This window comes from Sphingobium limneticum, assembly GCF_008710165.1.
Classification (GTDB): Bacteria; Pseudomonadota; Alphaproteobacteria; order Sphingomonadales; family Sphingomonadaceae; genus Sphingobium; species Sphingobium limneticum.
This window is the reverse complement of record NZ_VYQA01000001.1, coordinates 399,169-416,722: the sequence shown is the minus strand read 5'-3', so window position 1 is coordinate 416,722 and position 17,554 is coordinate 399,169. Positions and strand designations below refer to the sequence as shown.

Sequence of the window (17,554 nt, the reverse complement as noted above, 5' to 3'; positions counted from 1 at the left end):
GGCCTTTCGGGGTTGCCCCACGCGTCCTTCAACCTCTAGGGTTCTTCCCACATCCAAAATGGGAGGATTGGTTTGGAGACAGTTTCGATCGTGCTTTTCCTGCTGCTGGCCGTGGTCGTCAGCGGGGCGATATCCCGAATTCTGCCTTTCTCCATACCCACGCCGCTGGTGCAGATCCTGCTCGGCGCGATCATCGGCCTTTCGACCTCGCACCGTGTCGATCTGGACCCGGAACTCTTCCTCTTTCTCTTCCTGCCGCCGCTCCTCTTCCTCGATGGTTGGCGCATCCCCAAGGATGAACTGCTCAAGGACGTCTCGACCGTGGTCGAACTGGCGCTGGGGCTTGTCCTCCTTACTGTCGTCGGCATGGGCTTCTTCATCCACTGGATGATCCCTGCCATGCCGCTTGCGGTCGCCTTCGCGCTCGCGGCGGTCGTGTCGCCGACCGATCCGATCGCCGTGTCCGCCATTGCCGCGCGCGTGCCCATTCCCAAGCGGATGATGCACATATTGGAAGGGGAATCACTGCTCAACGACGCGTCGGGCCTCGTCTGCCTGCGCTTCGCCGTCGCGGCCGCCCTGACCGGCACCTTTTCCGCGGGCGCGGCGACGCTCAACTTCCTGTGGGTCGCGGGCGCTGGCCTTGTGATCGGCGTCGTCGTCACGCTTGCGGTCACCCGTGCCAAGGCGTTCGTCACGAAACGCTGGGGGGAAGATACCGGGTCGCAGATTCTCGTCAGCCTGCTCATCCCCTTCGGCTCCTACATGCTGGCCGAACATATCCATGCCTCGGGCATCTTGGCGGCGGTCGCGGCCGGCGTCACCATGACCTTCGCGGAAATCTCGCGTCAGACCATGGCGACCACCCGGATGCGCCGCAATTCCGTCTGGGACATGATCCAGTTCACATTGAACGGCATCATCTTCGTGCTGCTGGGCGAACAATTGCCCGGCATCCTGGAGGGCGCACATCAGACGGTGGCACTGACCGGCCATGTTTCGCCCTGGTGGCTGGCCATCTACACCATCGCCATCGTCGCTGGCCTCGCCTTGCTCCGCTTCGCCTGGGTGTGGGCTTCGCTCCACCTCACCATCCTGCGCAAGACGCAGCGGACGGGCGAGATGCAAAGCCCCGAATGGCGCCTCGTCGCGGCGACCTCCTTTGCCGGCGTGCGCGGCGCGATCACCCTTGCCGGTGTGCTGACCCTGCCGTTGGCTCTCAATGACGGCACCCCTTTTCCCGCCCGCGATCTGGCGATCTTCCTGGCGGCAGGCGTGATTGTCGTCTCCCTCATCCTCGCCAGCATCGCGCTGCCCTTCCTGCTCAAGGGCCTGACCATGCCGCCCGAACCATCGAAGCAGGCGGAAGAGGATAGCGCGCGTATCGTGGCGGCCCATGCCGCGATCCAGGCGATCGAGCGGCACCAGCATGCTTTGGCCGAGGATCGTGGCGAGGCGGATCTCTACGCCACCGCCGGCGCCCGCGTGATGGATCTCTATCGCGAACGGATCGAGGGGCTGAGCGGCCATCAGGCTGACGAGGCGCGCGCGGGCAGCCGCCTGGCCAGCGAATTCGCGCTGGTCGGGGTCAAGGCCGAACGCGCCACGCTGGCCCAACTGATCCGCGACCGGCTGGTCAGCGGCGGCACCGCGCGCAAGCTGACGCGCGAACTGGACCTGGCAGAGGCCCGCTACCGGGGCTGAGCGATGCTGTGGGGCTGTGGCGCGATTGCCACAGCCAGCCACTTTGCGATCAGTCGTCGCGGCCAAGCAACATTATGTCACAATAAAGACATGATCGAACCCTAGCGGCCGCGCCCATGGGGGCCATGAGCCTTTGCCAAATAAGATTACGGGGAACGACTTTGTCCAAGACCATCTTCACCCGGTCGGCACTGATGCTGACCGCTGCGCTCGGCGCTCTGACGACGGCGCATGTCGCCTATGCGCAGGAAGCCGCCGGCGCCGACCAGCTGGACGAAATCGTCGTCACGGCCGAGCGTCGCTCGGAAAATCTCCAGAAGGTGCCGGTTTCGGTCGGCGTCGTGCAGGGCGATGCGCTGCGCAACCTGACTGCCGGCGGCGGCGACATTCTGGAACTCGCGGCCCGCGTGCCCGGCCTCTACGCCGAAACCACCACCGGCCGCATCTTCCCGCGCTTCTACATTCGCGGCCTCGGCAATATCGACTTCTATCTCGGCGCGTCGCAGCCGGTGTCGATCATCCAGGACGATGTCGTGCTGGAGCATGTCGTGCTGAAGTCGAACCCGGTGTTCGACGTCAATCAGGTCGAAGTGCTGCGCGGCCCGCAGGGTTCGCTGTTCGGTCGCAACACCACGGCGGGTATCATCAAGTTCGACACCATCCGTCCTTCGATGGACTGGCAGGGTCGCGCTCAGGCCAGCTACGGCAGCTATAATACCGTCACTTTCGACGGCGGCATCGGCGGCCCGATCGTCGCGGACAAGCTCGCCTTCCGTGTCTCGGCTCTCTACCAGCACCGCGACGACTGGGTCGACAACACCTACACCGGCCCCAGCGCAGACGGCACTATGTCCCCCAAGAAGGACGCGATGGGCGGCTATAATGAGAAGGACGTGCGCCTTCAGCTGCTGATGACGCCGACCGAAAATGTCTCGATGCTGACCAGCGTCCACGCCCGCGACTATGACGGCACCTCGACCATCTTCCACCGCGCCGGCCTGACCAAGGGCAGCAACAGCGTGGCGGGCGAACCGCGCAGCAAGATCGCGCTCGACGAAGCGATGAACAACCCGCAGGCCTACAAGACCTACGGCGCGTCGGAAAATATCGCGATCGACATGGGTCCGGTCACGCTGACCTCCATCACCGCCTATGAAACCACCAGCGGCTACAGCCGTGGCGACACCGATGGCGGCGCAGGCGCCGATTATCCGGTCGGTGGCGTGGCGAACGGCTTTGGCCAGAGCCAGGGCAATGTCCGCGATCTCGACCAGCTTAGCCAGGAAGTCCGCCTTGCCAGCAATGGCGACAGCGCCTTCAAATGGCAGGTTGGCGGCATGTATTTCGACAGCCGCGACACCACCGACTTCTACCAGCGCGCCTATTTCCTGACGACGGCTGCGCGTAACCCCAACAACTGGGTGCGCCTGCGCAACAAGAATGAAAGCTGGGGCCTGTTCGGCCAGGCCAGCTATGAAGTCGTCCCCGGCTTCACCATCACCGCCGGCGGCCGCTACACCAAGGACACGAAGGAAACCCGTCTGGTCCGCGCGACCGCCAATGCGGCGGGCGTCTCCACCTATGCCGGCCGTCGCTATGTCAAGCTGACCGGCAAGGAGCCGAGCTGGGACGTCAGCGCCCTCTATGAAGTCAGCCCCGAAGTCAGCCTCTATGCCCGCGTCGCGCGCGGCTTCCGTGGCCCGACCATCCAGGGTCGCTCGGCCGTCTTCAACAGCGACTTCACCACGGCGGATTCGGAAACGATCATGTCGTACGAAGGCGGCATCAAGACCAGCCTGCTGGGCAACCGCCTGCGCTTCAACCTGTCGGGCTTCGCCTGGAAGGTGAAGGACATTCAGCTGAACGGCAACGACGTGAACGGCAATGGCGTCCTGTTCAACGCGGAAGCGGCCAAGGCCTATGGTCTGGAAGCGGACCTCGAAGCCCGTCCGTTCGAGAATTTCACCCTGTCCGCCGGCCTCAGCCTGCTGCACAGCGAAATCGATGACAAGAATGTCTATGCGCAGGTCTGCACGCTGAACGGCGTGGTGGTCTGCACGGTGGGAGATCCGACCGTCACCAACGCGCGGGGCGTCTTCGCCCAGATCGACGGTAACCCGCTGCCCAACGCGCCCAAGTACACCGCCAACATCGCGGCCCGCTACGACGTGCCGCTGGGTAATGGCGGCAAGCTGTTTGCGGCGACCGACTGGAACATTCAGGGCTACACCAACTTCGTCCTCTACAAGACGAAGGAGTTCTACTCGAAGGGCGACTTCGAGGGTGGCCTGAAGATCGGCTACACCGCGCCGGACGGCAAATATGAGATCGCCGCCTTCGCCCGCAACATCACGGGTGAAAAGAATATGAAGGGCGTGATCGAAAATTACATGGCGCCGGTGTTCAACGAACCCCGCATCATCGGCCTGTCCTTGAGCGGCAAGCTGTAACGATCGGAACAGGGGGCGCGGCCGATATCGGTTCGCGCCCCTTTTTACATTTTCTGCAAGAGCAGCATCGCCCCATCATACCAGCTCATGGCGATGCGACCGTCCGGCGCCGGCAGGATGATCGCCCCGCCGGCCGCTTCCGGCCCCCATTGGCCGTCGTCACATTCCACCGCGTGCGGATCGGGCCGATCGATATGCAGCGCCTTCGTCTGCGCGGCGAACTGCTGCCCGTATTCCTGCGCTGCCGCACCGGTCTGCCGCGCGGTAACCGGGCCATCGCACTGATCGGACAATGTGGCGCCCGCCGCCGCCTTGCCCTTCACCCAGCTGAGCCGCTCCGCTGCAATATCGAGCAACTGGCCCATATAGGCCGGATCGTCCTGCGCCAGCGCCTGCACGCCGCTCTCCGCTACGGCAACGCCCACCACTTTCCACTGCCCTGCCAGCGCCGCGAAATCGATCCGCGACGCCGCCGGGTCCAGCGGCGCGGCCGCGTTCGTCACAGGGGCAGGGCGCGCGGCATTGGCCTGCTCGTTCGCACTGGACGAGCCGCCGCTACAGGCCGCAAGCGTCAGCGCCAGGAGGATCGAGTGTCTAGCGTGCATTGACCAGAACGTAGCTGAACGCCTGCTGCCCGCCAAGCGCGGCCACGAAATCGTTGAACTGCGCCTTGGGCAGCGTCTGGCAACCTGCCGACCATGTATTGGTCGCGCCGCCCTGATGGATCAACATGCTGGTGCCCGCACCCTTGCTGTCGATCCGGTTGGCGTCGGCAGCGGTGAAGCGCCCATCCTGATTGGTATCCCGCTCCGCCACCTGCGTCTGCGTCGCGCGGAAGAAGGTGTTGCCCAGGAAATTGCCGGCTTGCTGGGTGTAGCGGATCGTCCCCGCCTGCAACCGGCCCAGATCCATCTTCCCGTCGCCATTCATGTCGGTGTGCGATCCGCGCGAGGCTTTGGGACCGTCCCAGCCATATTGGCCCGACGGCTCGGTATTGCCGTCGAAGACCTTCGCCTGATAGCGGCCGGCATCATCCTTCCACACCACGGCGATCTGGTCGTCATAAACGCCCTTGCCGCCATTGGCGCCGGTATCCGTGTCGGTGCGCAGCGCGACCACCACCTTCTTGCCTGCCGCCAGATCGGCCTTGGCCTGCGCATCGCCTTTCGTCGCGATCGTCGCGGCCAGCGCGTCGGGGCTGGTGCCGGTAGGGGCTACTGCCGACTTGTCTTCCACCGCCTTGGCCGGCTTCGCGAGCGTAGCGCCCGGCATATTGAACACTGCCACTTCATCGGCGCGGCGGTTGATCAGGCCCTGCGATACCTGGCCTTCCGACTTGTTCCACCATGTCATCGCCTCGGCCGCGCCCTTGGCATCGCCGGCGTTCAGCCGGGCCAGCGCGGTCGATCCGGCAAAGCCATCCTTCCCCGTGCCGATATTATAGGCAAGGCTGGTCATCGCATCGAACTGGTTCTGGGTGACCGGCACCTTGATCAGGTCGCGTACCTTGGCCGCATAGGGTTCGACGGTCTGGCGCAGCAGCGCCTTTTCCTGTGTCGCAGAGAGCGAGATCAGCCCCTTGTTCGCAGCGGCGAAATCGCGCGCCGCGCTGCCGGTTAACCCAGCGCCTTCGCCCGCCTTGCGCGCGGCGGCCGGATCGACGCCGATCGCGGTCAGATCCCGCTCGATCGTGGCGGCGTCCCGCCCCTTCATGTCATAGCCCGGCCCCAGCGTCACGCCGCTGCCGGCCTTGGGCCAGTGCAGATGGTTGCTGACGCCCGACTGCGCTTCGTGATTGTAGATGAAATCCATGCCCTTCTGCGACAGGCCCGACGCGGATGTGGTCGCAGTCGCGGCAGCGGCATCAGTCGGCTTGGCCTGCGTGGTGACCTGCGGTTGCAGCCGCCCGGTCTTCACTGCGCCCAGCTTCAATTCCTGCCCGATCGCCAGCTTGTTCGGATCGGCCAGATGATTGAGTTGCGCCAGCCCCTCGACGCTATGCCCGGTCTTCGCTGCGATAGCTCCCAACGTGTCGCCCTTGCGCACCGTATAGTTTTGAGAGGTGACGGGAGGCGTCTCGCGCGTTTGCTCCGGCACCTGCGGGGAAGCAAAGCGGTCCAGCACCGACGGACTCGCCAGCAGCTTGTCGAAGTCGGAGACGATCCCCTCCAGCCCCAGCGTTTCCGCCAACGAACCAAGCCCCTCCTGTATCTCCTTGCCCAGCGTATCGAGCCAGTTGCCGTTGCCGCTATTGCCATTGGTGGCTGTGTCGATCGTGCCGGCCATGCCGCTTCTCCTGCGCGTCCCTTGATAAGTGAGGAGACTAGGCCTGTGGCGCTGGCGAGGCCCTAAGCGATCCGACTAGGAAGCTGAGCGATGCGATTAGGAGAGCGTCTGCCTAGATCCGATCCACCCTCGCCGCGATCCCGCGCGCGCGCAGGCGGGCCTGCAATTCCTTCATCGTCTCCTGCTCGCCATCGCCGCGCTGGCCAAGGTCGATACTGACCGACAGGCTGCTACCCTGGCTGTCGATCACCACTTGATCCGCGCGCCACTGGTCGCCGGGCAGGGCCAGATGCGACTGAGCCGAAGGCGCAAGGCCGGCATCGAGCCGGGCGACGAGCGCTGCAAATTGTCCGGCATCAGGAGCCGGCGCGGCGTTGGGCAGAGTCGGCATCGCTACATCCTGCGCAACGGCAGGCGGCGCTGCGTTGGCCCCGCTTCGACCATCCGACCCACTGGCCCCATCCTGACCCTTGCCGGCCGGCCGTTCGCGGAAGGGCAGGGGGACCAACGGTGACTGGGCCGGGAGTGGCGCTGGCTGCGCCCCATCCTCGGCCGTCTTCTGCGGCTTGGCCGATGCCGTGCGAGCATCCTTGCCCTTGCGCGCCAATGCATCGCGAAAGCGATCGACCGCCTCGCTGTCGGGTTGCTTCTGCGGCATTGGCCGATCGGCGGATTGCAGGCTGCCCGGTTGCATAGCCGTCTGGATCGGCGCGGTCATGCCAGCGCCACCTTTGGCACGGGTCGGACATCCTCCTCTGCACGCCGGCCGATCTGCCGCTTCCATTGCCGCACGGCGCGTTCCAGTTCGCCAAGAATGGCGTCATGCCGCGCCTGCGCCCGCAGCCATTCGCGTTTCAGCCGATCGGCCAGCATTCGCGCCTCCTCCAGCCCAGCGCGAGCCTGCGCTCGCAGCTGCCGCGCGGCCTCCGCCTTCGCCTGCGTCGCATGGGCATGCAGCCGCACCAGCGGATCGCAGGGCAGTTTCGCCTGCTGCGCCACCGCCTGCTCGCAGGTGGAGAGGGCATGGGAGCAGGCTCGCTCCGCTTCACTCTCCTGCACCTCCGCCTCGACCAGTTGCGCCCGCGCCTGCGCCACCTCCCGCTCGCATCGGTCCAGGTCGCGGCGGCGCAGGCGCAATATGGTCTTCAGCCCGTCGATTACATTGTCGCTCATGCTTCAAATCCCCTCAACAAGGTGCGGGTCATCACCATCGGCACCGCCTCATGGGTCGGCTGCCGTAAAAACCCGTCCAGTTCGTCGCGCCGGGCGATGGCGCGGTCGGCCAGCGCATCCTGGCCGGGCTTGTAATCGCCCACCTGCAACAGCAGCTCGATCTCGTTCAGCTTCGCCAGCATCGCGCGGAAGGACAAAGCGGCGCGCCGTTCGCCATCCCCGACCAACTGCCCCATCAAGCGGCTCTGGCTCACAAGCACGTCAATCGCCGGATAATGGCCGCGCGCCGCCAGCTTGCGCGACAATATGACATGCCCGTCGAGCAAGGACCGCACTTCTTCGCCGACCGGATCATCTTCTTCATCCTCCAGCAGGACGGTATAGATGCCGGTAATCGCGCCATGGGCGTCGCAGCCCGTTCGCTCGAACAGCCGCGGCAGTTCGGCAAAGACGGAGGGCGGAAAACCGCGCCGCACCGGTGGCTCGCCCGATGCCAGCCCTATCTCGCGCAGCGCACGGGCAAAGCGCGTCACCGAATCCATGAGCAGAAGGACATGCTTGCCCTCCGCCCGAAATCCCTCGGCGATAGCGGTGGCGGCATGGGCCGCGCGCGCGCGTTCCAGCGCCGGACGATCGGATGTGGAGGCGATGACCACGGAGCGCGCCAATCCTTCCTCGCCCAGATTATCCTCGATAAATTCACGCACCTCGCGCCCGCGCTCGCCGATCAGGGCGATGACGATGACATCCGCCTGCGCCTGCCGCGCCAACGTACCCAGCAGCGTCGATTTGCCGCCTCCCGCCGCCGCGAACACGCCGATGCGTTGCCCCCGGCCCAGCGGCAGCAGCCCGTCGATCGCGCGCACGCCGGTTTCGACCTGCGTGTCGATCCGCTGCCGCTCCATCGGATTGGGCGCAGCGGCGTAGAGGGGCTGGGTCGCCGATGCATCGACCGGCGGCAGGCTGTCGAGCGGCTGCAACCGCGCGTCCAGCACCCGCCCTAGCAACGCACTGGACACCGGCACCCGATCCTCGCCGACGCGCACGGTGACTTCAGTCTCGCCCGACAGCCCGCGCAGATCGCCCAGCGGCGCCAATATGGCCTCATGCTCGGACAGTCCGACCACCTCGGCCAGCAACGTGTGGCGCCCGGCAGGACTGGACAATTCGCAGATATCACCGATCCGCACGCTGACGCCGCTCACCCGGATCGCCGTGCCGATCGCGCCGCGCACCCGTCCGCGCTGTTCGAAAGCGGGACCGGCGGCCAGCGTCTCGAAGAGCGCATCAGTCCGCATCGATCAGCTCCCAACGGCGGGCGAAGGACTGCATCTGCACGTCCAGATCGGCTACGATACGACCATCCGGCGCGGTCAGCCGGCACTGGTCGTCGGCCAGCCCGTCCTGCATCCGCACCGCCACCTCGATCGCGCTCGGCCGATCGGTAAAGGCCCGTTCGACATGGGGCATCATGGCTTCGGACACTTCGATCAACACGGGACCACGCGACCCCAGCGCCTCGACCGCGCGCTGGGCGATGGCGGCTATCCGCTCCTCATCGGCCAGCGCGCCGACCATCTGCCGCAGCGCCGCCAGCGCCAGTGCCGCCACATCCTCGTCTCGTCGTGCACGATCAGCCTCTACCTGATCGGTCAGCGCGGCGATGGCTGCGGCAAAGGCGGCCCGCCCGGCCTCCGCACCCGATGCGCGCCCTTCCGCCGCAGCAATCGCCTGCACCTGCGCCAGCGCTTCGGCCTGCCGATCGTGCAGCAACCGTATATCGGCCAGCAACGTTGCCGCCTCCTCCACGGGCGCCCGTTCGGACCCGCGCAGCCAGGGCCGATCGCTCGCCAGCAGGCTCAACCCATCGGCATGGATCAGATGGAAGGCCATGCGTCTGCCTCCCTGAGCAATATTTCGGCCGCGCCCAGTCGCCCGGCGGCCTCCTCATCCGCCTCCGCCGCGACCAGCAGCCTTTGCGCGTCGACACCCATCCGATCGATAGCGGGCAACGGATCGCGCCCACCCTCGGCGAAAGTCATCACGCGCTCCAGCACATCGGCCCCGACCAGATCGGCATAGCCGCGCAACTTTGCCCCCTCGATCGTGCGGGACAGGGCGGATTGGCCCGCGATCAGCAGCGCCACCATGCCCGCCGTCTCGCGCCCATCTGCATCCAGCACCGGCCAGCGTGGCATGGCATGGAGCGCAGCGAAACTCGGCCGCGCCGCGTCGTGCGCCAGAAACCGCTCTCCGCGCGATCGCGACCAGCCACCGCGCGCCGCCAGCCGGCCCATTTCCGCTCTCGCCGCCGCACCGCTCATGAAGGCTGCTCGCCCTGAGTGGGTACCACCGGCAACCGCGCCGTTCGCCGCCGCCAGAACAGAGCGACCAGTCCGCCTATGCCGACCAGCCCCAGCAGGATACGGCTGGCCCAGCCATCGAAACTGGCGGTCAGGATCGACTGCTCGGGCGGCGGGGCGGCCTGGCTCGGCACCATCACCACCGATACCTTGTCGACCGCCAACCCTTCGATACTGTTCGTCACCAGTGACTTGATCGCCCCGGTCTGACCGCGCAGGTCGAAGCCCGGCTGATATTTGACGAAGACGGCCGCCGATGCGGGCTTCACCTGATCCGACAGCGGATCGGCCTGCGGCATGGCAAGGTGGACGCGGGCCTGCACCACCCCGTCAATCTCGCTTACCGTATGGCTCAATTCCTGGCTCAGGCCATAGATCAGCCGCGCCCGCTCTTCGGTGGGGGAGGACACCAGCCCCTTCTTTTCGAACAGGCTGCCCAGATTGGCGAAATCCTCGCGCGGCAGGCCCTTGGCCCGCAGCAACTGGATCGCTTTGGAAAAATTGTCGCGATCGACCGCGACGGCCCACTGCCCATCCTTGTCGGCGGATTTGCTCGCGTCGATATGCGCGTCGCGCAGCGCGGCGATCATGTCGTTGGCCTGGGCTTCCTTCAGATGCCCGTAGATTTCCTGGCTCCCGCACCCCGCCAGCGCAAGCGCGGCGAGAAGCGGGAGGGCGGCTTTTCCGATCGCGTGCATCGGCCTTCCTCCCTCTCCTGTATCAGCCCTGCTGACGGAACAGCTGTTGCACGCCATCCGCGCTGCGGTTGGCGATGTTGGACGTCAGCTGGCAATGGAACATGAATTCCTGGCATCGCATGGTCAGCTGGACGATCTCGCCCGGCGTCATTTCGCCGCCATTGCTCTGCGCCGTCCGGGCATAGTCAGCGACCGACTTGGCCTCGCCATTCACCTTGTCCAGCGCACCCAGCATTTCGCGCATGGCCGGCGCCATATCCTTGCCGCCCATATGCTCGCTGGCTGCGGCCTTGAGCGATGCGGTGAAGTCGGCGGCGGCATCCTGTCCAACCTGCTGGGGCATGGCCGGCGCCAGCTCGACCATGCGAGCCGGCGCCGCCTGCATGGCAAGCGCTTCCACGCTCATTGCTTGCGCGCCATGGTTTCCAGCGCCTTGGACACGCTGTCGATCGAACTGTGCGAGCTGTTGGCCAGGAAGCTCATCTTCATGGATTCCGCCGTCAATTGGGTGATCTGCGACGGATTGTCGCCGCCCGAATTGGCCACGATGTCGGAGCGCTGCTCGATCGCAGCCGCCTGCGTGTCGAGCGCCTTGCCCCAGGCGGAGGCAAAGGCTTCGAACCAGTTGGCCGGGCTGTCATCCTGCCGCATGCGACCACCGGTCAACGGCGTGGCGGCGATGCTGCTCAGGTCGGCGTTGGATATGCTGTTGCTCATCTCATTTTCTCCTTCGTTCAGCTTCAGGGGGTGATCTGTTCGACGCGACCATCCTTTTCGAAAGTCACGCCTTCCGGCGCGACGGCCAGCAGCTTGTGTCCGGTCGGCAGGGTCGATCCGGGGAACCAGCGGGAACCGTCTGCGGTCAGGATATGCGGCGGGTCGGTGACGATCGTCGCCAGCCCCGCGCCGCTCTGGGTGAAAAAGGCCTGCAAGGGGCTGGCGTCCAGACTGTCGTCCACCTTGAAGCCCACCGCGCTCACCGCCGGCAGATCCTTCTTCAGCTCCGCGCTCAATTCCTGCTGCTTGTCTTGCGGCATATAGCCGGCACTCACCACCAGCGCCCCCGGTTGCGCCGGCGTGACGCGCGCGGCGACGCCCTTGGTCTGGAGCAGGTCGGTGGCGGCATCGGCTAGCGCCGGGCCAGTCTGCGCATCCACGATCACGCCCTCGCCGCTTTGCACTGCCAATGCGCGGAGCCGGCCCAGCTCATCCTCGTCCCGCACCACGCCGGTCACCGCCAGCGATCCGTCCGGCGCGCTATTCACCTTCACCGCCGGGAATCCGGCCTGCCGCACCTCCCGCTGCAATGCGGTCCGGTCGCCTTTGCCGCCGCTCACCAGCGTGCCGAGCGGTTGCGCGGCCGCCACGCCGAGCAGGCAGACGCAGCCCGCCGCCACGGCCAGTCGCGCGCTGTGCCGGTCGATCCGGCCCAGATGCTCGCGCCCCATGTCCAGCAACCGGTCGACGATGCGCGGCGCCTGTAATGGCCCGACGGCGCTCCCCACCGGCATGTCGGCGATCGCGCCGGCATCCGCCCAGCGTGCCGAAACCGGCGCACCATGGGCGACCAGATATTCGCCGATCCGGATGGGCAGATAGGCCGGCAGCACCGCCTGCTCCCCCGCCGTCAATGTGCGGCCGAGCAGTTCGACCTGCCCCTGCAACACCCGCAATTGCGCCGCATCGGGCGTCAGGCTCATCTCCACCGCGCAATCGCGCGTCCCCGCGCCGCGCAGCACCACATCATTGCCCAGCCCATGGCCGATGCTCAGCCTCTCGCGCCCATCGAGCGGGAAGGCCTTGCCCGACAGCCGGCCCGACAGGATTTTCAGCACCCGCCGGCTCACGGCGGCCGTGCGCGGATTGTCGATCATGGACAGGGTGGCGGCGGTCATTCCAATACCTCCCGATGATTGTTAGCCTGCGGCACGCGGGTCACGGCCCCCAATTTGGTCGGCTCGGCACCCGGCGCCCCGGACGCTACACCGGGCATCTCCATCCGGTTGATGCGCGGCGAAATCAGGAACAGCCGCTCGATATGCTGGCGCTTCTTGGTCCGGGTCTTGAACAATTCGCCCACGATCGGAATTTGCCCCAGCACAGGAATCGCGCTTTCCGCGTCGGCATCCGCATTGACGGTCAACCCGCCCAGCAGCAGGCTTTCGCCCTCGGCGATCAGCGCCTGCGTATCGACGCTGGCTCGCTCCACCACCGGAATGCGATCGACCGTGCCGTCCAGCAGCGACCCGTCCTCGACATGCACGACCATGCGAATACGCGGTTGTCCGCCATCGACCAGTACATGCGGATTGACGCGCAGCACCGTGCCGGCGGTCACGTTGAACAGGTCGACCTGCCGGTCGCCGGCCACTCGAACGTAGAAGGTGCGGGTCCGGTCGAACACCGCCTCCACATTGGACAGCGTCATCAGCTGCGGCCGCGACACGACCTTGGCCGCGCCCTTTTCCTCCAGCGCATTGATGCGGAACAGCAATTCGTTGCTCGCCCCGATCGCGCCGGACAGGGACAGGCCACGATTGGCCTGGCCAGTGCCGGAAATCAGCGCGTCGGTCAGCGGATTGCCGGTCCGCCGCACCACGTCGCCGCCGAACAGCGCGCCCCAGTCGCCACTATTGAAGCGCCAATTGATGCCCAGTTCGCGCAACTTGTCGACATTGATGTCGATGATCGTCGCTTCCAGTTCCACCACCTGCGGCGCGACGTCCAGCGACCGGACCAACCCTTCATAGGCGGGCATATTTTCCGGCCGGTCGCGGATGATGACGGCGTTCAGCGACGGATCGACCGTGATGCGCGGCCCGCTCCGTGGCGGCGCCTCGACCACGATCTGGTTGGCGCCGTTGCCGCCGGGCAGGCCCAGATAATCCTCGTCATCATTGTCATAGGGGGTGGATTGGGAATCCCCCGGACGAACGCTGTCCAGCCCCCGGCCCATCAGGCGCGGGGCGGATTGCCGCACCTTCTGCTCGCCATAGGAGCCGGTGACGCTGCCGATCGGCTGCCCGTCACCCATGATCCGCGACACGGTGGTCGCCACGCCCGGCACGCGCACCGACCGGTCGCCGCTATTCATCGTCGTATCGTCGGCGCGCGCATAGCGCAGGTAGAAGACCCGCAGTTCATAAGGCTCGATCCCGCCCGGCGTCATCGGCGCCTGCTGCACCATGCCGGGCGCGATCGCCACCGATCCGGGCTGTTGCCGCACGGCGGTGCGGGGCAGGGCGGATGCGATCTGCTGCACCTGATCCAGGAAGCGCGGCACGCCGGTCGCCATCACCGCCTCGGCCGACGTGATACGCACCCGGTTGGTGGCGTCCCCCAGTTGCCCGCGCGATACCGCGCCTGACAGGTCGGCGGCGCGGCCCGACGCGACCGTCATCGTCCGGCTCTGCACGTCATTGGCGTTGTAGACGGTGACGACGGCCCCGTCATAATAAGCGATCAGGTTGAACGCGCTCGACACCTGCCGCCAGATGTCGGCGGGATGGCCCGAAAAACGGCCGTTGATCTTGCCCGTGACCGTCCCCGCCACCGCAACCCGCAGACCGGACGCGGCAAAGAACTGGTTCAGGAAATCGGTCGCCGGCTGGTCGCGCGCGGACAGGCTGACCTTCTTGTCGCCAAAGGGCGGCTCGGCCGCCTGTACCGGGATACAGGCCAGCGCGATCGCGGCGGCGCAGCTTGCAAGGACGTGCTTCATGCCGCCGCCTCCATCTGTTCTTCGATCGCATCGGGCGTCCGGTCCAGTGTGCCGACCACGTCCAGCGGCAGCGCCGGCGTCAGCTCGTTGTAGCAAAGGATCGGCAGGCCGAAGAGGTCGCCCGCCGTCAGCTGGCGCAGCGGTCGGCGCAGATCATAAGCGGTTACGACCGCGCGCGCGCCGCATTTGGTCGCCTCGCTACGTATCATGCCGATCAGCGTGCGCGCCTGATCGGGCGCCATGGCGAGGTGCTGCACCCCTTCCACCGCTTGCAAACTTTCGCGGAAGAACCGCTCCAGCCGCCCGCCTACCACCATCACCGGCAGGCGATTGTCCGCCATGTGCGGCGCAGTGATGTAGCGGCGCAGTGCCACGCGGGTCCGGTCGGCGATCGGCACGGCATTGCGTTCCGATTGACCGATCTCGGCAATGGCTTCCAGTACGTCGCGCATGTTCCGCAAACACACCTCCTCTTCTGCAAGCAGTCTCAAAATCTCGGCGATCCGCGGGCTGGACACCGCGCGCACCACTTCCTTGACCAGGTCGGGATAATCGGCGCCGATGCGGTTCAGCATCGCGGTGGTTTCCTGAAGGCCCAGGAACCGGCCGGCATGGCGACGCAGCAGCACATCGACCGCCGCCGCCATCACCTCCTCCAGCGGGCGCTCGTCATCGGCCACGCCCGATCCGACCGGCGCTTCATAGGCGAACAAGGCCCAACGTCCGGCCTCGCCCTCCGGCAGCAGCCTTGTGGTCATCTCGCCTGTCGGCATGGGCAGGCCCAGCCGCGCCTGCACGCCCTCGATCGTGGTGACGAAACGCGCGCGCAGCTCTTCGGCCCGCTCGGCGTCCAAACCCGGCGCGGCAATTTCCAGCACCAGCGGGCGCACCGGACGCGGCGCAGCGGGGGCCGCCTGCAGCGTCTCGGGCAATGGCTTTTCGCTCGTGTCGAACCGCGCGGTCTTGCCCAATATCCATGCCTTGGATGCGGGATGCTGCCATGCCGCCGCGCTGCCCAATGCCAGTGCGATGCCGATGAACACGGCCGCCGGGAAACCGGGGATCAGCGCCATCAGCACGCACAGGATCGCGGCGGGCACCAGCACTTTGGGCTTGCTGCCGATCTGATGCGCGATCGCGGGGCCAAGGCTGCCGTCGCGGCTCTCATCCGTGGTGCGCGTCACCAGCAGGCCGGCGGCCATGGCGCTGAACAGCGCCGGGATCTGCGCGACCAACCCATCGCCGATGGTCAGGATCGAAAAGACCTGCATCGCCTCGCCGGCATCCATGCCATGGCTGAAGACGCCGACGGCCAGCCCCCCGATCAGGTTGACCAGAACGATGACGATGGAGGCGATGGCATCGCCCTTCACGAACTTCATCGCGCCGTCCAGGCTGCCGTGCAGCTTGCTCTCCATCTCCAGCGTGCGCCGTTTCTCGCGCGCTTCGTCCTTGCCCATCAGGCCGGACCGCAAATCGCTGTCGATCGACAATTGCTTGCCGGGCATCGCGTCCAGGCTGAAGCGCGCGGCGACTTCCGCGACCCGCTCGGCGCCCTTGGAAATGACGATGAACTGCACGATGGTGATGATCAGGAAGACGACCAGCCCGACGATCAGATTGCCGCCCGCCACCATCTGGCCGAATTGCTGGATGATATGGCCACCCTCTGCGGTGGTCAAAATCATGCGCGTCGTCGCGATCGACAGCGACAGACGAAACAAAGTCGTCAGCAATAATACCGTGGGAAAGGTCGAGAAGTCGAGCGGCTTGGATATGTGCAAAGTCGACAAGAGCAACAGCAGCCCGATCGCGATATTGGTCGCGACCAGCATGTCGATGACCAAAGTCGGCAGCGGCAGGATCAGCAGCGCGACGATCGCCACGACGCCGACGATCAGCATCAGGTCGGCGGGGCGGATGGCGCCGCGCGGGATGCGGGACAGGATGGAGCTTGCCATCGGTCAGCGCCCCGGCGTGCCGCGCAGCGCGGCATAGCGGCCCATCACCTTGACGACATAATCCTGCGTCTCGCGATAGGGCGGGATGGCATTGCCATATTTGGCCACCGCCCCTTCGCCGGCATTATAGGCCGCCAGAATCAGGTTGAAATCCTTGCCATATCGGCCCTGCAACGACTTGAGCAGCCGCGCGCCGGTATCGATATTGGTGGCGGGGTCGTAGAGCGCCGTCGTCGCCACGCCGAAGCGCGCGCCGGTGCCGGGCATGATCTGCATCAGTCCGCGCGCACCGGCATGCGACAGTGCCTGCGGTTTATAGGTGGATTCCTGCCCGATGATCGCATGCAGGAACAGCGGATCGATGCGGTGCGCACGGGCGCTCGCCAGGATATGGGCGTCGAAGTCGGCGTTGACCCGACCCAGCCGGATCGGCCGATCCAGCATCGCGCTGATCCGCTCGGTTCCCGGCGGCGGCTCGACCAGCCGCTCTTCGCTGCGAACACCCCGGCGCTTGCGCGCCTTGGCCGCCTTTTCTTCCTTCACGCCGATGATGCGCGCCACATTGGGCTGGGCACGGATCGGCGCCTTGGGCGCGATCACGATCCGCGCGGCACAACCCTGCAACGCCATATAATGGCTCGCGCTGGCGTCGTCGGCGACGCGCAGCGTGTCGTTGAGCGGACACGACTTGAAGTCGATATCCCGCCAACTCGTGCCCTCTCCCGCCAAGGCAGGAGAAGCGACAGTAAAAGCTACGAATATTACCGGAATCCGTAGCGCTATGTGCGAACATATACGCATGGTGACGATCTCCCATCTGGTGACGTCCACACACCAAATTCTCGATTCGTCTTCAGCAGTAAAAAATTAAGTAATAACGGATGTTTACTTGATAGTCTGACAGCGCTGTATCGCTATCGAACGGCCGCTTTGTTGCGCTGTGTTGCAGCTATGGCCACAACTAGGAGACGGGCTGTTGCCATGGGGCGGTGAATGGAGCCAAAAGTAAAATTCTTATGGAACCGTGACATAAGCGTCACTTGAATGTGACGATATGAAGTAGATCCGTGTCGCTGGCGTAACATCGCTCTGTGCAAACGTTTCATCCCGATTCCGAAGCGAAGGGTTGACGAAGCGGCAGTTGTTCTGGACTTTTACTTCCGTCCACACACGCAGTTCGTGTTCTGTGCTTGCCCGT

Annotated in this window: 16 protein-coding genes; 2 read left to right on the top strand and 14 right to left on the bottom strand. The window is 65.7% G+C overall.

Translation table 11 applies throughout. The features are described 5' to 3' along the window. Nucleotides 1-72: 72 nt before the first annotated feature. Both F4U95_RS01585 and F4U95_RS01580 read left to right on the top strand, forming a co-directional pair. Nucleotides 73-1,704 (top strand): Na+/H+ antiporter, encoded by a 1,632-nt coding sequence (locus F4U95_RS01585; protein WP_120253240.1) that lies wholly within the window; start codon nucleotides 73-75, stop codon nucleotides 1,702-1,704. A 161-nt stretch (nucleotides 1,705-1,865) separates the two neighbouring features. Beyond that, nucleotides 1,866-4,154 carry a TonB-dependent receptor gene (locus tag F4U95_RS01580; RefSeq protein ID WP_120253239.1) on the top strand — a complete coding sequence of 763 codons (2,289 nt, stop codon included), beginning with the start codon at nucleotides 1,866-1,868 and terminating at the stop codon, nucleotides 4,152-4,154. Between the two features lie 44 nt (nucleotides 4,155-4,198). Here the strand turns inward: F4U95_RS01580 and F4U95_RS01575 are convergent, their stop codons facing one another. The 14 genes from F4U95_RS01575 to F4U95_RS01510 form a co-directional block, all read right to left on the bottom strand. After that, the gene (locus F4U95_RS01575; protein WP_120253238.1) at nucleotides 4,199-4,759 is read right to left on the bottom strand and encodes a hypothetical protein; all 561 of its coding nucleotides are present in this window, start codon (nucleotides 4,757-4,759) and stop codon (nucleotides 4,199-4,201) included. Further along, nucleotides 4,749-6,440 (bottom strand): glycoside hydrolase family protein, encoded by a 1,692-nt coding sequence (locus tag F4U95_RS01570; RefSeq protein WP_120253237.1) that lies wholly within the window; start codon nucleotides 6,438-6,440, stop codon nucleotides 4,749-4,751. The genes F4U95_RS01575 and F4U95_RS01570 overlap by 11 nt, the downstream gene beginning before the upstream one ends. 112 nt (nucleotides 6,441-6,552) lie before the next feature. Beyond that, entirely contained in the window at nucleotides 6,553-7,158 is a 606-nt protein-coding gene (locus F4U95_RS01565) for a hypothetical protein (RefSeq protein WP_120253236.1), read from the bottom strand. Further along, nucleotides 7,155-7,613, bottom strand: coding sequence for a hypothetical protein (locus F4U95_RS01560; RefSeq protein ID WP_120253235.1), 459 nt, complete (start codon nucleotides 7,611-7,613; stop codon nucleotides 7,155-7,157). The genes F4U95_RS01565 and F4U95_RS01560 overlap by 4 nt, the downstream gene beginning before the upstream one ends. Then, nucleotides 7,610-8,911: a FliI/YscN family ATPase gene (locus tag F4U95_RS01555; RefSeq protein ID WP_120253234.1), complete on the bottom strand. Its 1,302-nt coding sequence runs from the start codon at nucleotides 8,909-8,911 to the stop codon at nucleotides 7,610-7,612. Before F4U95_RS01555 ends, F4U95_RS01560 begins: the two co-directional genes overlap by 4 nt. Then, complete coding sequence (locus F4U95_RS01550; protein WP_120253233.1) at nucleotides 8,901-9,506, bottom strand: FliH/SctL family protein; 606 nt, start codon at nucleotides 9,504-9,506, stop codon at nucleotides 8,901-8,903. Before F4U95_RS01550 ends, F4U95_RS01555 begins: the two co-directional genes overlap by 11 nt. After that, nucleotides 9,491-9,937 carry a hypothetical protein gene (locus F4U95_RS01545; RefSeq protein ID WP_145986307.1) on the bottom strand — a complete coding sequence of 149 codons (447 nt, stop codon included), beginning with the start codon at nucleotides 9,935-9,937 and terminating at the stop codon, nucleotides 9,491-9,493. The genes F4U95_RS01550 and F4U95_RS01545 overlap by 16 nt, the downstream gene beginning before the upstream one ends. Further along, a complete protein-coding gene (sctJ, locus tag F4U95_RS01540) occupies nucleotides 9,934-10,674 on the bottom strand; it encodes a type III secretion system inner membrane ring lipoprotein SctJ (protein ID WP_120253231.1) in 741 nt (246 codons plus the stop codon). Before sctJ ends, F4U95_RS01545 begins: the two co-directional genes overlap by 4 nt. A 22-nt stretch (nucleotides 10,675-10,696) precedes the next feature. After that, the gene (locus F4U95_RS01535) at nucleotides 10,697-11,080 is read right to left on the bottom strand and encodes a hypothetical protein (RefSeq protein WP_120253230.1); all 384 of its coding nucleotides are present in this window, start codon (nucleotides 11,078-11,080) and stop codon (nucleotides 10,697-10,699) included. After that, a complete protein-coding gene (locus F4U95_RS01530) occupies nucleotides 11,077-11,391 on the bottom strand; it encodes a hypothetical protein (protein ID WP_120253229.1) in 315 nt (104 codons plus the stop codon). The genes F4U95_RS01535 and F4U95_RS01530 overlap by 4 nt, the downstream gene beginning before the upstream one ends. A 23-nt stretch (nucleotides 11,392-11,414) precedes the next feature. Then, a complete protein-coding gene (locus F4U95_RS01525) occupies nucleotides 11,415-12,569 on the bottom strand; it encodes a hypothetical protein (protein ID WP_120253228.1) in 1,155 nt (384 codons plus the stop codon). Then, complete coding sequence (sctC, locus tag F4U95_RS01520) at nucleotides 12,566-14,395, bottom strand: type III secretion system outer membrane ring subunit SctC (protein ID WP_120253227.1); 1,830 nt, start codon at nucleotides 14,393-14,395, stop codon at nucleotides 12,566-12,568. The genes F4U95_RS01525 and sctC overlap by 4 nt, the downstream gene beginning before the upstream one ends. Continuing rightward, nucleotides 14,392-16,356 (bottom strand): flagellar biosynthesis protein FlhA, encoded by a 1,965-nt coding sequence (locus tag F4U95_RS01515; RefSeq protein WP_120253226.1) that lies wholly within the window; start codon nucleotides 16,354-16,356, stop codon nucleotides 14,392-14,394. Before F4U95_RS01515 ends, sctC begins: the two co-directional genes overlap by 4 nt. A gap of 3 nt (nucleotides 16,357-16,359) precedes the next feature. Then, complete coding sequence (locus F4U95_RS01510; protein WP_161600355.1) at nucleotides 16,360-17,085, bottom strand: lytic transglycosylase domain-containing protein; 726 nt, start codon at nucleotides 17,083-17,085, stop codon at nucleotides 16,360-16,362. Nucleotides 17,086-17,554: the final 469 nt, after the last annotated feature.

Bases quoted from the DNA above. Each gene is read 5' to 3' on its own strand.
- F4U95_RS01530 (WP_120253229.1), bottom strand. From the start codon at position 11,391: ATGAGCAACAGCATATCCAACGCCGACCTGAGCAGCATCGCCGCCACG.
- F4U95_RS01575 (WP_120253238.1), bottom strand. From the start codon at position 4,759: ATGCACGCTAGACACTCGATCCTCCTGGCGCTGACGCTTGCGGCCTGT.
- F4U95_RS01555 (WP_120253234.1), bottom strand. From the start codon at position 8,911: ATGCGGACTGATGCGCTCTTCGAGACGCTGGCCGCCGGTCCCGCTTTC.
- sctJ (WP_120253231.1), bottom strand. From the start codon at position 10,674: ATGCACGCGATCGGAAAAGCCGCCCTCCCGCTTCTCGCCGCGCTTGCG.
- F4U95_RS01535 (WP_120253230.1), bottom strand. From the start codon at position 11,080: ATGAGCGTGGAAGCGCTTGCCATGCAGGCGGCGCCGGCTCGCATGGTC.
- F4U95_RS01570 (WP_120253237.1), bottom strand. From the start codon at position 6,440: ATGGCCGGCACGATCGACACAGCCACCAATGGCAATAGCGGCAACGGC.
- F4U95_RS01545 (WP_145986307.1), bottom strand. From the start codon at position 9,937: ATGAGCGGTGCGGCGGCGAGAGCGGAAATGGGCCGGCTGGCGGCGCGC.
- F4U95_RS01525 (WP_120253228.1), bottom strand. From the start codon at position 12,569: ATGACCGCCGCCACCCTGTCCATGATCGACAATCCGCGCACGGCCGCC.
- F4U95_RS01550 (WP_120253233.1), bottom strand. From the start codon at position 9,506: ATGGCCTTCCATCTGATCCATGCCGATGGGTTGAGCCTGCTGGCGAGC.
- F4U95_RS01560 (WP_120253235.1), bottom strand. From the start codon at position 7,613: ATGAGCGACAATGTAATCGACGGGCTGAAGACCATATTGCGCCTGCGC.
- F4U95_RS01565 (WP_120253236.1), bottom strand. From the start codon at position 7,158: ATGACCGCGCCGATCCAGACGGCTATGCAACCGGGCAGCCTGCAATCC.
- sctC (WP_120253227.1), bottom strand. From the start codon at position 14,395: ATGAAGCACGTCCTTGCAAGCTGCGCCGCCGCGATCGCGCTGGCCTGT.
- F4U95_RS01515 (WP_120253226.1), bottom strand. From the start codon at position 16,356: ATGGCAAGCTCCATCCTGTCCCGCATCCCGCGCGGCGCCATCCGCCCC.